Annotated in this window: 14 protein-coding genes, 1 tRNA gene and 1 riboswitch; of the genes, 6 read left to right on the top strand and 9 right to left on the bottom strand. The window is 63.9% G+C overall.

Annotation, left to right across the window (positions count from 1 at the left end; translation table 11 throughout):
- Positions 1–146: 146 nt before the first annotated feature.
- Complete coding sequence (locus ACK41X_RS01290) at positions 147–692, bottom strand: response regulator (protein ID WP_409718266.1); 546 nt, start codon at positions 690–692, stop codon at positions 147–149.
- Positions 693–794: 102 nt separating this feature from the next.
- Entirely contained in the window at positions 795–1568 is a 774-nt protein-coding gene (locus ACK41X_RS01285) for an NAD kinase (RefSeq protein ID WP_409718263.1), read from the bottom strand.
- Positions 1569–1652: 84 nt separating this feature from the next.
- Between ACK41X_RS01285 and cutA the strand changes: the two genes are divergently transcribed.
- On the top strand, positions 1653–1997 hold the full coding sequence (gene cutA, locus ACK41X_RS01280; RefSeq protein ID WP_409718260.1) for a divalent-cation tolerance protein CutA: 345 nt from the start codon (positions 1653–1655) through the stop codon (positions 1995–1997).
- 1 nt (position 1998) lies between these two features.
- On the opposite strand, the gene ACK41X_RS01275 is transcribed toward cutA, so the two are convergent.
- Both ACK41X_RS01275 and ACK41X_RS01270 read right to left on the bottom strand, forming a co-directional pair.
- Positions 1999–2574, bottom strand: coding sequence for a tetratricopeptide repeat protein (locus ACK41X_RS01275; protein WP_409718257.1), 576 nt, complete (start codon positions 2572–2574; stop codon positions 1999–2001).
- 35 nt (positions 2575–2609) lie between these two features.
- Positions 2610–3209 (bottom strand): tetratricopeptide repeat protein, encoded by a 600-nt coding sequence (locus tag ACK41X_RS01270; protein WP_409718254.1) that lies wholly within the window; start codon positions 3207–3209, stop codon positions 2610–2612.
- 177 nt (positions 3210–3386) lie between these two features.
- Positions 3387–3591, top strand: a riboswitch (cobalamin riboswitch).
- 228 nt (positions 3592–3819) lie between these two features.
- Between ACK41X_RS01270 and ACK41X_RS01265 the strand changes: the two genes are divergently transcribed.
- Positions 3820–6048: a TonB-dependent receptor gene (locus ACK41X_RS01265; protein WP_409718251.1), complete on the top strand. Its 2229-nt coding sequence runs from the start codon at positions 3820–3822 to the stop codon at positions 6046–6048.
- An 85-nt stretch (positions 6049–6133) separates the two neighbouring features.
- Here ACK41X_RS01265 and ACK41X_RS01260 read toward each other — a convergent pair whose 3' ends face one another.
- Positions 6134–7123: an MBL fold metallo-hydrolase gene (locus ACK41X_RS01260; protein WP_409718248.1), complete on the bottom strand. Its 990-nt coding sequence runs from the start codon at positions 7121–7123 to the stop codon at positions 6134–6136.
- Between the two features lie 207 nt (positions 7124–7330).
- Here ACK41X_RS01260 and ACK41X_RS01255 point away from each other — a divergent pair, with 207 nt between their 5' ends.
- Positions 7331–8311 (top strand): Bug family tripartite tricarboxylate transporter substrate binding protein, encoded by a 981-nt coding sequence (locus ACK41X_RS01255; RefSeq protein ID WP_409718246.1) that lies wholly within the window; start codon positions 7331–7333, stop codon positions 8309–8311.
- Positions 8312–8552: 241 nt separating this feature from the next.
- Positions 8553–9596 carry a cupin domain-containing protein gene (locus ACK41X_RS01250; RefSeq protein WP_409718243.1) on the top strand — a complete coding sequence of 348 codons (1044 nt, stop codon included), beginning with the start codon at positions 8553–8555 and terminating at the stop codon, positions 9594–9596.
- 16 nt (positions 9597–9612) lie between these two features.
- On the opposite strand, the gene ACK41X_RS01245 is transcribed toward ACK41X_RS01250, so the two are convergent.
- A complete protein-coding gene (locus tag ACK41X_RS01245; RefSeq protein WP_409718240.1) occupies positions 9613–10785 on the bottom strand; it encodes an AI-2E family transporter in 1173 nt (390 codons plus the stop codon).
- A gap of 209 nt (positions 10786–10994) precedes the next feature.
- Between ACK41X_RS01245 and ACK41X_RS01240 the strand changes: the two genes are divergently transcribed.
- The gene (locus ACK41X_RS01240) at positions 10995–11342 is read left to right on the top strand and encodes a hypothetical protein (RefSeq protein WP_409718237.1); all 348 of its coding nucleotides are present in this window, start codon (positions 10995–10997) and stop codon (positions 11340–11342) included.
- A 556-nt stretch (positions 11343–11898) separates the two neighbouring features.
- Here the strand turns inward: ACK41X_RS01240 and ACK41X_RS01235 are convergent.
- Positions 11899–12168 (bottom strand): hypothetical protein, encoded by a 270-nt coding sequence (locus tag ACK41X_RS01235; protein WP_409718234.1) that lies wholly within the window; start codon positions 12166–12168, stop codon positions 11899–11901.
- Positions 12169–12618: 450 nt separating this feature from the next.
- On the opposite strand from ACK41X_RS01235, the gene ACK41X_RS01230 reads away from it, so the two are divergent.
- Positions 12619–12945, top strand: coding sequence for a hypothetical protein (locus tag ACK41X_RS01230; protein WP_409718231.1), 327 nt, complete (start codon positions 12619–12621; stop codon positions 12943–12945).
- Positions 12946–13123: 178 nt separating this feature from the next.
- On the opposite strand, the gene ACK41X_RS01225 is transcribed toward ACK41X_RS01230, so the two are convergent.
- Together ACK41X_RS01225 and ACK41X_RS01220 are read right to left on the bottom strand one after the other, a co-directional pair.
- A tRNA-Thr gene (locus tag ACK41X_RS01225) sits at positions 13124–13198 on the bottom strand.
- 152 nt (positions 13199–13350) lie between these two features.
- The gene (locus tag ACK41X_RS01220; protein ID WP_409718228.1) at positions 13351–13746 is read right to left on the bottom strand and encodes a hypothetical protein; all 396 of its coding nucleotides are present in this window, start codon (positions 13744–13746) and stop codon (positions 13351–13353) included.
- Between the last annotated feature and the right edge of the window lie 163 nt (positions 13747–13909).

Here is a 13909-nt window from a genome sequence, read left to right as displayed (position 1 = left end):
TCGGCGCGCGTCAGCGGATCGTCGCCTGCGGCGACGAACTTGACCTTGAACTTCTCCAGCCTGTTGACCGGCGTAATGATCTCGTGGTCGCCGAACATGCGGATCGACACGCGGTTCTTGTCCGATTCACCCATGGCAGGGTCTCGCTATGAATGGGCCTGCGCGCTGGCGGCGACCAGCTTCTGGTTGACGAAGTCGGTCGGGCCGCCGCGCCGGCACTCCGGCCCGCTATAGTTGGGGTTGAGGCTGCGCCGTCTGTCCGGTCCGAAATAGGTCTTGGTGCGCACGAACGGGCGCGGATTGACGACGACATTGACGATACGCTGATACAGTCCGCGCGCCGACAGCGGCTTTGCCAGAAACTCGGTGACGCCGGCATCGCGCGCGGCGGTGACCCGGCGCTTTTCGGAATGGGCCGTCAGCATGATGATAGGGACGAACGGATTGGGATTGGCGCCGGGCTGACGGATCATCTGGGTCAGCTCCAGCCCGTCGAAGATCGGCATCGCCCAATCCATGATGACGATGTCCGGAACCTGATTGGTGAAGGCTTCGAGCCCGGCGGCGCCGTCTTCGGCTTCGATCACCTCGCGGGCGCCGAAACCGTGCAGCAGCGTGCGCACGATCCGCCGCATCGGGTGGCTGTCGTCCACCACGACAAAGCGCAGCCGGTTGAAATCGATTTGCGACATGCTGGGTCCGTCACCGCGGCGGCCGGTGGGCGGAAACGTTAGGCGCGCGCCGTTAACGAAGGGTTTAGGATGATGGCGCGGATCGCCCTCGCGTGGGCTGCGTCAATATCCGAACTGCTCGCGCAGGATGCGTTCATCGAGGCTGTGCCCGGGGTCGAACAGCATGTGCATGGAAATGGAATGATCCATCGCCACCTCGACCTGCGTCACGTCGCGGACCTCGGAATGATCGGCAACGGCAGCCACCGGCCGCTTGTCCGGATCGATCACCTCGACCGTGACGCGGGCGGTATCGGGAAGCAGCGCGCCGTGCCAGCGGCGCGGCCGGAACGGACTGATCGGGGTCAGCGCCAGGAGCGGCGCCTTGATCGGAATGATCGGCCCCTGCGCCGACAGGTTATAGGCGGTCGAGCCTGCGGGGGTCGCCACCATGACGCCGTCGGCGACGAGCTCGGGCAAACGCTCCTTGCCGTCGATCAGAAGGCGCAGCCGTGCCGCCTGGTAGCTCTGGCGGAACGCCGACACTTCATTGATGGCGTAATGCTCATGCGCCCCGCCCATGCGGTCGCGGGCGCGCATGACCAGCGGATGGATTACGGTGGTTTCGGCTGCGGCGAGCCGTTCCCTTAGACCGTTTTCGGCGAATTCGTTCATCAGGAACCCGATGGTGCCGCGATGCATCCCGTAGACCGGCTTGCCGGAACGCATCTGCGCGCGCAGGGTCTGCAGCATGAGGCCGTCGCCGCCGAGCGCAACCACAACATCTGCGGATGCCGGTTCGCAATCGCCATAGCGCGCGGCAAGCCGGCTCCGCGCCTCCGCGGCTTCCGGACTTTGGCTCGCCACGAAGGCGATTTTCTCGTATCGACGGCTCATCGAACCGGCTCGCTCCCTGTGTCGTGCTAATAACGGCCGGGTCCGGCGCCGGATTGGTGCAGTTGAATGCCGAGAGAGGACGTTATGGAACGCGTGGTGCTCGTCTATACGACTTATCCTTCGCTTGTCGAGGCGGAGAAGGCCGGCAAGGACGTGGTTGCGCAGCGGCTCGCCGCCTGCGTGAATATCCTGCCCGGCATGGTCTCGCATTACTGGTGGGAAGGGAAGGTCGAGCGCGGCGAGGAGGTGGTGATGATCGTCAAGACGCGGGCCTCGTTCGCCGACCGCGTGCGCAAGGCAGTCAAGGCCGCCCATCCCTATGACACGCCGGCGATCCTGGTGATTCCGGTGGAATCGGTCGAGGACACCTATCTGCGCTGGATCATGAAAGAAACCGACCGCGCCGCCATGGCCGGAGCGGCCGGCTAGCTCAATAGGTCAGGCTCTCGCCGGTCAGCGCCCGCCTGAGCGAGATGTAGTCGTCGCATTGCGTGCCGCAGATCGACGCGATCCTTGTCAGGTGCCGCTCGGCCCTTGCGCGGTCGCCGCGTTCCAGATGCCAGAGCCCGTAATATTGCCAGGTCCGGGTGTGGTTCGGATCTGCGGCCAGCGCCTTCTCGTACCAGAGCCTGGCGTCTTCGGTGCGGCCGAGCTTGCGGCTGGCAAAGCCGATCAGGTTGGCGACGTCCGGATGATCGGCCCGGCCAAGCGCATGCAGGGCTGCGATCGCCGCGTCGTAGTCCTGCTTGCGATAGATCAGGTCATAGGCGAGGCGGTAGCCGTCGAGAAAGTGCTGCTCCGACTTCTTTTCCGGCGTCCTTGGCTTGCCCTCGGCGGCGGGCTTTTTCTTGCGCGGCGTCTTGGCTTTTGCTTCAGGGGCGGCCGATTGCAGCTTCATGCCGCCGCCGGCCGCTGCAGGATTCTCGACACCTGCTGCATTCGCACCGGGCAGACCGATTGCAGCGGTGAGAACGGCTGCAATGAGTCCGGATCGGATTCTGATCATGGTGGCCTCGCGATCGCGCACCGGGAAGTCGCGCGTCAGTAGGTCAGCTTTCCGTTCAGTGCATCTTTGAGCGAAACGAATTCCTCGCAAGCCTCGCCGCAGATCAGCGCGATCCGTTCCAGATGCGCCTGCGCCTTGGCGCGGTCACCGCGCTCCAGATGCCACAGCCCGTAATATTGCCAGGTGCGGGCATGGTTCGGATCGGCGGCCAGCGCCTTCTCGTACCAGTGGCGCGCATCCTCGGTGCGGCCAAGCTTGCGGCTGGCAAAGCCGATCAGGTTGGCGACATCGGGGTGATCGTCATGACCGAGCGCGCTGAGAATTAAAACAGCACCCGCGTAATCCTGCCGCAGATACACGGCGTCGTAGGCGAGCTTGTAGCCGCTGCGGAACTCCAACTCGGATTTCTTTTCCGTCGGCTTGGCGTCGCCCGGCTTCGCATCGGCGGGCTTGGAACCTGGCTTTGCGCCTTCCGCAGCCGGCTTTGCGTCCTTCTTGTCGGTCTGGCTGCCGGCCGGGGCCTCCGCGGGCTTGGCAGGCTCGTCGATGCCCATGGCATGCGATGCCCCGCCCATCGCGATAGCGATGAGTGCCGCGGCGGCGAGGCTCGAAAGACGCTGCTTCGGACGGGTCATGATCTGGTGCTCGAGGTTTCGTCGTTTCAGATACGAGAATAGTTCAAAAAGTTGCGCAGGTATGTTCGCGCGTCCGAAAAAATTCGGCCGCACCGATCAAATCATAGAGACACAATGTATCGCCGCCATGCCAGCGGCTCACATCGGCGTGATCTTGACTCCTCGGGGCGTCAATCGGATCATGTGATCCGCACTGGTTCTTCGGCACCGCCGGAGAGGCAAGAGGGAACACGGAACAGCCTTTTCCGGGCCGAAGCCGTGGCTGCCCCCGCAACTGTGAGCGGCGAATCCGCACCCGAATTTGGCCACTGGGAAACCGGGAAGGCTGGGTGCAGGTGAAGACCCGCGAGCCAGGAGACCTGCCAGCGCAGTCACCCAACCGGTGGGCGGGGCGTCCATACGGAGCGGTTGTTCGCAGCGGTGACGCTTGAATGCCGATGCGAAGGCCGCCAAGGGGGATCTCGGCGACTTTTCGTAAGGCGTGAGCGGCGCTGGCAGCGGCAGCGTGGTGGCTGCCGCGCGTCACGGGCGTTCGTTCGCGTGTCCTTCGCATCGGGCTTTGTGCACCGAAAGGCTCCGGTTTGTACCGGAGCAAGCGAAGGAACATGCGATGGGGGACTTTTCCACAACGTGCCGGACCGGGGCGGCGGGGCTTGCGGTCCTTATGGCGTCGGCCGCCTGGCATCCGGCGATGGCGCAGACAGTGACGCTGCCGGACATCAACGTGACCGAAACCCGGCTGACCGGAATCGGCCGCCGCACCGGGACCGGCGGTGAGGCCGAGCCCGGCGGCCCGCCCGACGGCGCGCCATCCGGGACGATCGGCGGTATTGCGGTGGGCGGCGCAGGCATCACCGGCGCCTCCACCACCGTCATCACCGGCGAGGACATCGCGCGTTCACCCGAACAGAATTTGCCCGCGATCCTGTCGCGCGAGCCGGGCGTGCAGGTGCAGAGCCTGTTCGGCGGCGTCAACGGCGCGCGCACGTCGGTCGACGTGCGCGGTTTCGGTGCGGCCGCCAATTCCAACACGCTGTTCCTGATCAATGGCCGGCGCGTCCAAGATCTCGACATGGTCGGGATCGATCTTGCCGCGATCCCGCGCGAAAGCATCGAGCGCATCGAGATCACGCGCGGCAATTCCGGTGCGGTACTTTATGGCGACGGCGCCGTCGGCGGCGTCATCAACATCGTCACCAAGACTGGGGTCGGGGTGAAGCCGGGCGCGCGGATCGACGGCGCGTTCGGCTCGTTCAATTACCGCGAGGGCAATCTCTCGGCCTGGGGCTCCAATGGCGGCTGGTCGGGCAGCATTTTCACCAATGCGATCCGCAGCGATGGCTATCGGGAAAACAACGACTACAAGCAGCAGGGCGGCGTCGCCGATCTGCGCTATACCTACGATCGCGGCAGCTTCTATCTCAATCTGTCGGCCGACGATCAGCATATCGGCCTGCCGGGGCACCGCCGCTATTCACTCGCCGATGGCGTGTTCAACCTCATCACCGACCGGCGCGGCGCCTTCACGCCTTACGACTGGGCCGACAAGCAGGGCCAGAACGGCACGCTCGGCTTCACCTATCAGCTCGCGCCGGGCATGGAGCTGATCGTCGATGGCGGCGTGCGGCGCAAAGAGGAGCAGGCGCAGTTCTTCCGTGCCACTGAGTTCGTCGCCACCCTCAATCCGCGGCAGGCGGTCGATACCAAATTGACGACGTGGTCGCTCACGCCCCGCGTCAAGATCGACACCGAGTGGTGGGGGATGAAGGTGAGGGCGACCGGTGGCCTCGATTATTACAATGCCGATTACGACTCGAACCGGCCGCTCTATTTCGGCGCAGCGCCGATCAATGTCTACGATCTGCGGCAGGAATCGACCGGGCTGTACTGGATGCAGACGGTGTCGCTGCCGACCCATACCGACATTTCCGGCGGCGTGCGCACGCAACGCACCAAGGTCAGGGCGCGAGACACCTTCGATGCGTCGGCGCCTGGCGGCACCAGCTGCTTTTTCGGATTCTGCTTCCCGAACGGCATCGAGGGTTTGCCGCTGGACAAGAGCGAGACCAATCACGCATGGCATCTGGGGCTGGAGCAGCGCATCACGCCGAACCTGGCGCTGTTCGGGCGCATGGCGCAAAGCTTCCGCGTGCCCAATGTCGACGAGCGCGTCGGCGCAGTGACGGCGTTCACCGCCCCGACGAATTTCGACCTGCGCACCCAGAAGTCGCACGATTGGGAGGCCGGCCTGCGCATCAATGCCGGGCCGCTGGAGGCGCAATGGAGCTACTACACCATGAATCTCACTGACGAGATTCATTTCCGCTACGGACCGAATTTTGAGGCCAACAACACCAACCTCGATCCGACGCGGCGCTACGGCCATGAAACGATCGTGGCGTATCGCGTGAACGAGGATCTGCGGATCAAGGGGGGGCTCGCCTATACCCGCGCGGTGTTCCGTGAGGGACTGTTCGCCGGTAACGACGTGCCGCTGGTGTCGCGCTGGACCGGCAATATCGGGGTGTCCTGGGATATCTGGAAGAAATACCTGACGCTGGACACCGTGGTCCGATATTTCGGCGACCGCCGCATGGACAACGATCAGGTCAATCTGCAGCCGACGATTCCGTCCTACACAACCGTCGATGTGCGGCTCGGCGGCGCCTATCAGCAGTTCTTCTGGTCGGTCTCGGTGCTGAATCTGTTCAACGAGGAGTATTTCGATTACGCGATCGCAAGCCCGTATCCGTACGGCTTTGCCTCGACGCTCGGAACCTACAATGCCTATCCGCAGCCGGGCCGCACCTACATGGTGCGGGCCGGGATGACATGGTGAGCATCGCTGCGCGACGCATGACATTGAAAGGGCCGCCCGCGGGCGGCCCTTTTGCTCCTGAAGCGGTTGTGACCGCGCGATCGCGTTACAGCGTCGGCGACCACATCTTCGGGACGAGCTCGTAGCCGCTCGCGGTCCTGGTGATGTAGCCCGAGGCCGGGAACGGCCAGTGATAGCCATGGGTCAGCATCTTGTCGGCCGCGGCACGGTCGAGCAGCATCTTGCGGGTCTCGGCGGCCTTGTTGCCGTCCGCGTCGAATATGGCCTGCCAGGTCGGATTGCGCACGAACAGCCACGGATTGTTGGTGGCGTCCGCGATGTAGAGGAAGGATTTGTTGCCGGAATGCACCGAGAAGGCCGTGTGGCCGGGCGTGTGGCCGTGCGCGGCGATGCTCATGATGCCGGGCTCGACTTCCTTGCCGGGCGCAAAGCGCTGCACCTTGCCGGCGATGTCGTCGAAGACGCGCCGCGCATTCTTGAACGATCCCTGCGCCGCCTCCGGCGCGCGGCTCATGTTGCCGTCATCCATCCAGAACGCCCATTCCGGTTCGGGGACATTGATGGAAGCGTTCGGGAAGAACAGGCCGCCGTCCTTGCCCTTGATGCCGTTGATATGGTCTGGATGGAAATGCGAGATGTAGATCGCATCGACTGTCTTCGGATCGATCCCGGCGGCCGCGAGATTGGCGGCATAGGTGCCCGATTGCGGCGCCATGCCGGTGAGCACGCCGCCGGTGCCGGTATCGAGCGCGACCAGCTTTGAGCCGGTATTGATCAGGAGCGTCGTGAACGGGATCGGCACCACATCGGTCGGCAGGAACGCGGCCTCGAGCGCCTTTTGCACATCGGGAAGCTCGGCGTTGCGCACGAAGGACGCATCGAGCTTGCGGTACCAGGTGCCGTCATTGACCGCGGTCACCTCATAGTCGCCGACCTTGAAGCGGTAAAAGCCCGGTCCCTGCTGGCCGCTTTGCGGGGCCGCGGCTGTTGCGACTTGCGGCAAAGCAAAACCGGCGGCGCCGGCTGCGGCGAGGGCCGTTCCGGCAAGCAGATGACGGCGGGATAGCTCGGTCATGGCAATATTCTCCCTCGGTTGGCGGTTTTGCGGGCGTCCCTTTTGACTTTCCGGTAGGTGAAACACCGGATGGCCCAAGTTATTTCGGCGTGCAGCTTTAGGCGACGCGGCAGCGTCGAAGACGGCCTTGTCGCCTCTGCGAAAGACCCGCTAGTGTAAAGACAAACAGATGACCGCTCGATGATGAGCGGCAGTGGGGAGGATGCAATGCAATTTCGCGTTTGGCCACAGGCCCTTGCTGCGGCCGCCTGCCTCATCTTCCTGAACGCCGCCGCACAGGCGCAGACTTATCCGTCCAAGCCCATCACACTTACTGTCCCGTTCCCGCCTGGCAGCACCACCGATCTGGTCGGGCGCATCCTTCAGGATGAATTGTCCAGGGCGATCGGACAGACGGTCGTGATCGAAAATCGCGGCGGGGCCGGGGGCAGCGTCGGCACCGAAGCGGTGGCGCGCTCGGCGCCCGACGGCTATACGCTGCTGATGGGCACGATCGGGACGCACTCGATCAATCCGGCCGTGTACGCCAAGATCAACTACGATCCGATCAAGGATTTCGAGCCGGTGATCCAGTTCGGCACCGCACCGAATGTGCTGGTCGTCAATCCCGCTCTGCCGGTCAAGAACGTCGCCGACCTGATCGCCTATATCAAGGCCAATCCCGGCAAGGTGAATTACGGATCCTCCGGCAACGGCACCTCGAACCATCTGTCAGGCGCCATGTTCGTCGCACGCAACGGACTGAATGCGACGCATATTCCCTACAAGGGCGGCGCGGAAGCCATCACCGGTCTTCTGCGCGGCGATCTGCAGTTCATGTTCTATCACTATCTGCCGCTGCTCGGTCATATCAAGGACGGCAAGCTGCGCGCGATCGCCAACACCAATGCGACGCGGATCGCAGCCCTGCCTGATGTACCGGTGATGAAGGAAGCCGGGATGGACGATTTCGAGGTCTCGGCCTGGTTCGGCGTCTGGGCGCCGGCCAAAACGCCGAAGGAGGTCGTGACAAAGCTCAACCAAGCGATCCTGAAAATCATCAACACGCCGGACGTGAAGGCAAAACTCCTGGCACAAGGCATCGACCCGGTCGCGGGGTCCCCGGAAGACCTGCTCAAGCTGAACCAGGCTGAGCTCGCGCGCTGGGCCAAGGCGGTGCAGCAGGCCGGCGCGAAGCTTGCGAATTAGCTGCGGCGATGTCCGGGATTGCATTGTGAACGGCCGGGCTTGCCCCGGCCATTCGCGTCTTTAAGCTGATGCGCAGACGCCGTCCGCCGCTGGCACGCAACGCGGTCGCGAGCGTACAAGACGGGTCGTGACCGGGAGATCCCGGCGTTCGGTGATCGGCGGCGCGGCGGCAATCGGGGGACTGGGAATGGCATCGGGCGGGGACGGAGATTCTTACACAGGGCAGCCGCCCTACGGTCCGATGACCGCGCCGCTTCAGGGCAAGGACTTGCCCTCGCTGCGCTACGCGCTCGGCGCCGCGCCGAATATTCCGCGCGACGGCGGCTGGTCGAAGGAAGCCACGGCCCGCAATTTTCCGGTCTCGGAGAAGCTCGCGGGCGTGCTGATGCAGCTCGATCCGGGGGCCTTGCGCGAATTGCACTGGCATGCGAACGCCGCCGAATGGGCCTATGTCATCAAGGGATGTTGCCGCGTCACCACCATCGATCCACAGGGCCAGTGCGAGATCGCCGATTTCGGCGAGGGCGATGTCTGGTATTTCCCGCGCGGGCACGGTCATTCGATCCAGGGCATCGGGACCGAGCCTTGCGAGTTCATCCTGATCTTCGACAATGGCTATTTTTCCGAATTCGGCACCTTCAGCATCACCGACTGGATCGGGCATGTACCGGCCGACGTGCTGGCGAAGAATTTCGCGGTCCCCGCATCGACCTTTGCAGATTTTCCCAAGCAGGAAGTCTATCTGGTCAAAGGCCCGGTGCCGCCGCCGCTGCCGGACAATCCGACGCCCGGATCGCTCAATCCCGGCGCGCTGACGCATCGCTTCAGGCTGCTCGCGCAAAAGCCGCAGGAGTTTCCCGGCGGCACCATGCGGATCGTGTCACAGAAGGAGTTTCCGATTTCTGCGACGATGACCGGCGCGCTCTTGCGCATCAAGCCGGGCGGCCTGCGCGAACTGCATTGGCACCCGAATGCCGACGAGTGGCAATACTACATCAAGGGCAAGGCGCGCATGACGGTGTTCGGTTCGGGCGGCCGGGCGCGCACCGAGCAATACGGACCGGGCGATGTCGGCTACGCGCCGCAGGGCTTTGGCCATTACATCGAGAATATCGGCGACGACGAACTCGAACTGGTGCTTGCCTTCAACGACGGCGAATACCAGTCGATCTCGGCGACAGCCTGGTTCGCCGCCAATCCGGCCGAACTGCTTGCGACCAATTTCGGCAGGCCGGCCGCAACCTTCGCGCATTTCCCCAAAGGCGAGACGCCGATGCCCGAATGAGGGCGTGGCGTCGCGCCTAATCCGGCAGCACGGTCTTCGGCCGCGGATAGAGGTGACCGGCCGCGACCATGCCCATGATCAGGATCGGGGTGGCGAGGAAGGCTCCGATCGGTCCCCACAGCCAGGCCCAGAAGGCGAGCGAGAGGAACACCGCCAGCGGATGCATGAGAAACTGGCGGCCGATGATGGTCGGCACCAGGAAATGCCCCTCGACGAAGGTGAAGGCGATGAACAGGGCGGGCGCGATCAATGCGGGCGGCAGCGTATCGAACGTCAGAAGCCCGATCACGAACAGTGTCGCGTGCATGATGCCGGGACCGACATAGGGGATGTAGTTCAGCGCAAAGGCGAGTGCGCCCCAAAGCAGCGGCGCAGGGAATCCGAGCGCCCAGGTCACGAGCGTGGCGACCAGGCCGACGCCGGCATTGATGATGGTGACCGTGACCAGATAGCCGTTCAGGCTGCGTTCGGTGTCGTTGAAAATTTTCAGCGCGCGCAGCCGTCCGTCGCGTGTATCGAAGAAATTGACGATGGACTGGCGCATGGCGTTGCGCCCGAGCACGAAGAAGAACAGCGTCGCGAAGAACAGCACGAACTGCATCATCGCCGGCGTCACCATGGCGAGCACGCTGCCGATCACGTCTGTGGGCTTGGAGATATCGACGCTGAGCGCCGCCGACCCCGACAGGGCCGAGGTCAATTCCTTGATCGCGGCGAGCGGCCGCTCCATGAAGCTGAACTTGTCCTTGATCGTGGCGCCGATCTCGGCGGAGCGTGAGATCAGGTCGTAGATCGGGTCGGCGAGCAGGATGACGGCGAGATAAAGCGCGCCGGCGAAAACCGCGACGATAATCAGCGCCGGCACGAAGGAGGGCAGGCCGCGCTTCACCGCAAATCCGGTCAGCGGACCGATGGTGAAGGCGACGATCAGCGCCGCAAGAACCGGCATCAGGAGCGGGCGCGCCAGATACAGCAGCGCGCCGAACATGATCGCCGCCATCAGGATGGTGGCGAATTGCGACATGATCTTCCAGAAGACGCCGGCATCCTCGAGCGGCGAGGGTTCCTGCGCACCGAACCGCAAACCGCGCACGATTGCGACCGGGGCCGGCCGCGCGCTGACGCGGACGTCGTCGGCGCCGTCCTTGCCGGCGGCCGGCTTCAATCTGGCATTCTGCGCCACGTTCACGCTGATTTTGTCCCGTCCCGAGGGCCGCCGCCGATGATGCGGCTTCCTACAATTCGGCATGGGGAATTAGGTTCCCTGTCGCAGAACGAAACAGGGCTGCGCGTGGGAATGGCGTTCTGTACCGGACCGGCACGGTTGCGATGGCACCGCGCTTGCTATCAAATATTTAACCATCTCCGGCCGTCCCGGCCGGAAGCGGAGTAGTCGTGATGATGACCAGGGTCGCGGTGGCGGTCGTATTTGCCGGCTTGCTCGGTCTGGCTGCACCTGCAGCAGCCCAGCCGCAGTCACACCGCGGGTCGACCGATACCTTTGTCGAAAGCTGCGTGTTCTCGCGCGGCGCCGGCAATTGCGTGCAGCAATATCGCTATGCTCCGCGCAACGACAATGCCGCGCCCTCGCTGCGCGAGCCAAGCGCGGAGGATGTCGCCGAATTGCGCGATCGCGAACGGCGATGGGCGGACCGGTGCCGGCCGCAATTGCGTGCCGACATGTATGGCGTCAATCGCTACGTCTATGCCGCACGCGGCTGCGAATTCGGGCGCGACCGCGACTGACGCGGCACGGCTGACCTCTATCCAGCCCCTAATATTGGCTCGGCCGGGCCGTAATCATCGGCACGACCAGCAACAGGATCAGCGCCAGTCCCACGAAATCCATCGCGGTCATGACCAAATCTCCCCAACCTGAAAACAGCGGTGCGCACCATCCCCGTTGCGGCCGCTGCGATTGCAGCGCGCCGGTGCGCGCGCCGGCTCCGCATCTCCCGAATGCGTCCCGGACCCCTATGGTGGGAGGGGGCAGCTAACGCCCGCTGAAGAAACACGGTTAATCGCGAGCACCTTGGTCAAAGGCCGCGATGCCTGCGCCCAACGTCAACCAAGGAATTCCGGCTGCGGTGGTCCTGGCGCGCAAAACCCCGCGCCGGCATGCGGCACGGGGCCTTTGCAGTGATCGACCGGCCGGGAGGTTCACGCTGCCGGTCGCGGCGCCGATTATCGGCGCAGGACGCGCCAAAATCGTCTCACAACCTGTTACCGCCGGTCATGGGCTGTGAACTGCGCGCGGGCTGTGAGGTGCGCGTGCGGTACCGCTTGCGCCGGCGGCCTGTCTTCAGTTGAAAGTCAGCCCGATGCTTCGGGCGCGCCGCCACTTGATCCGTGCCGCGCGCTCGAAGCCCATTTCAGGGATCGCGACCACAATGCGGTCGGGCAGGTAGGTCGGGTGACTGACCATCACCAGCGCGCCGGTGGCCGACAGGTTGCGCACAAGGCAGTCCATGCTGCTTGTCTTGTCGATGACGATCCGCGCCGGTTTGTCGATGCGGCTCGGGCGATCGCGCAGGACATGGATCTGCGTGTTACCGGTCCCATTAAATGCCATGATGATGACCTCGCGTGCTGGTGGGCCTGCGGCCGGTGAGCCACCATTCCAGAACAATGAACAGCACGACGCCTGCGACGGCGCCGATCAGCATTTCCATCATCTATTGTCCCCCTGGGCGGCGGTTGCCGCTGCGGCGCGTCCGGTCTGTGTTCCCCCGATCGAAACGCGAGAAGAAGAAAGCCTTGTATTTCCGCGGCAAAAGCCGCCGGATGTCGCGGTCGTAACGAACCGAGCCCCCGCTCGAATCCTGTCTCTAATTGGGGCAGCGTATTGGGGCGGCGATGTGACCGCGGGGAGCATGGTGATACTGATTTGCGCGGCATGCGGTGCGATGATGCGGGATCAGACACAGAAATTGCGAGGGGACGCTGTGTGCCGCGAACAGATGAACCTCGCAGCACAACTTGAGGAAAGGATTCGCCGGTGACTGGGCAGGACGAAGGAACGGTGTCATTTATCGCAATGGCGATACCGCATTTCGACGGTGCGAAGGCGTTTTACGGAAGCCTGTTCGGCTGGACGTTCGGCAACGAATACCCGAACACGGCAGGCCGCCTTTGCGGCGCAGGCATTCCTGGCAATGCCCATGCAAGCGACCAGCGCTGCGGATTCGTGATCTATTTCCGCACACGCGACCTGGCCGCTGCGGCCGCGCGGGTGCAGGCTCTGGGCGGCACGGTCGGACCTGTTGTGCCGCTGCCGGGCGCGGGAAAGCTTCAGCTGTGCCGCGACAATCAGGACGTCGAGTTCGGCCTGCATCAGCCGGAAGGATAAAGTCGCTGACGCACCGCGATGAACGCCGCGAGTCAAGCTTTCATGCGCTACGATCTCGGATATTTCGACCTGGAGCAGAAAACCTTGCAACCCAACGACAACCCGTTCGGCGCGACGGTGTCACCCATGTCTCAGGTACGATCTGTTACCGATGTTTCCGGGCCGGATCTGACTTGTTTGGTGCCGGCTGAGGGGATTGAACCCCCGACCTTCGGTTTACAAAACCGCTGCTCTACCGCTGAGCTAAGCCGGCTTGGCTAAGCAAGACCCCGGTGCGGAGCCCGTCCAACGCCGCGGCGCCCTAAGCTGCGCGCCATGGGTTCGAAGCCAGCCGTGTTTTGATCGAAAACCGCCGAAACTGCAATATCGGAGGTCGGCATAAGGCCGCGGGTTGGCCGCCGGAGCTTACGCCACGCGCTGACCGGTCGGACGCACCGAATAATAGATTTTCGGCGCGATTGGCTGCAGGCCGCCGGAGGTCGCAACCGCCAGCACGCGCACCTCGATCACATTGACGATGGCGCCGTTGCGCTCCACCTCCGACACGGTCTGACCCGGCACAAAGCCGTAGGTCGCGATCATGCAGGCATCCGGGGTGCCGGCTTCACGGTTTACCGTGCCGAGCGCGGCTTCGACATTATCGCGCAGGACCAGAATGAAATGCTCCGCCTGTTCCGCGGTGTCGCAGATCAGGCCGGAGATGAATTGAGGCTGCGGTTCGGCCGTCTGCGCTGCGGCGGGCGCCGCAAAGCTGCCGGTCAGGGCGAAAGCCGACACGACGATAGCGGCGAGACCTTTCACGCTTGCCTCCTTTGCGCTTGCAGGACAGGGCGCCATGCCGGTGTCTGTCGCTGTCCCAACTTTGTGTCCCGAACGGACGCCCGGGTTCGACAGTTACGCGGCAGGGCCCGGCGCCGTTTCGGCGGACGAGATGACGTTCCGGTGATCGCGGCGCAGTGCAGCA

This window comes from Pseudorhodoplanes sp., from assembly GCF_046289595.1.
GTDB lineage: Bacteria > Pseudomonadota > Alphaproteobacteria > Rhizobiales > Xanthobacteraceae > Pseudorhodoplanes.
Note: the sequence above shows the minus strand (reverse complement) of the source record. Positions and strands in the feature narration are given on the sequence as shown.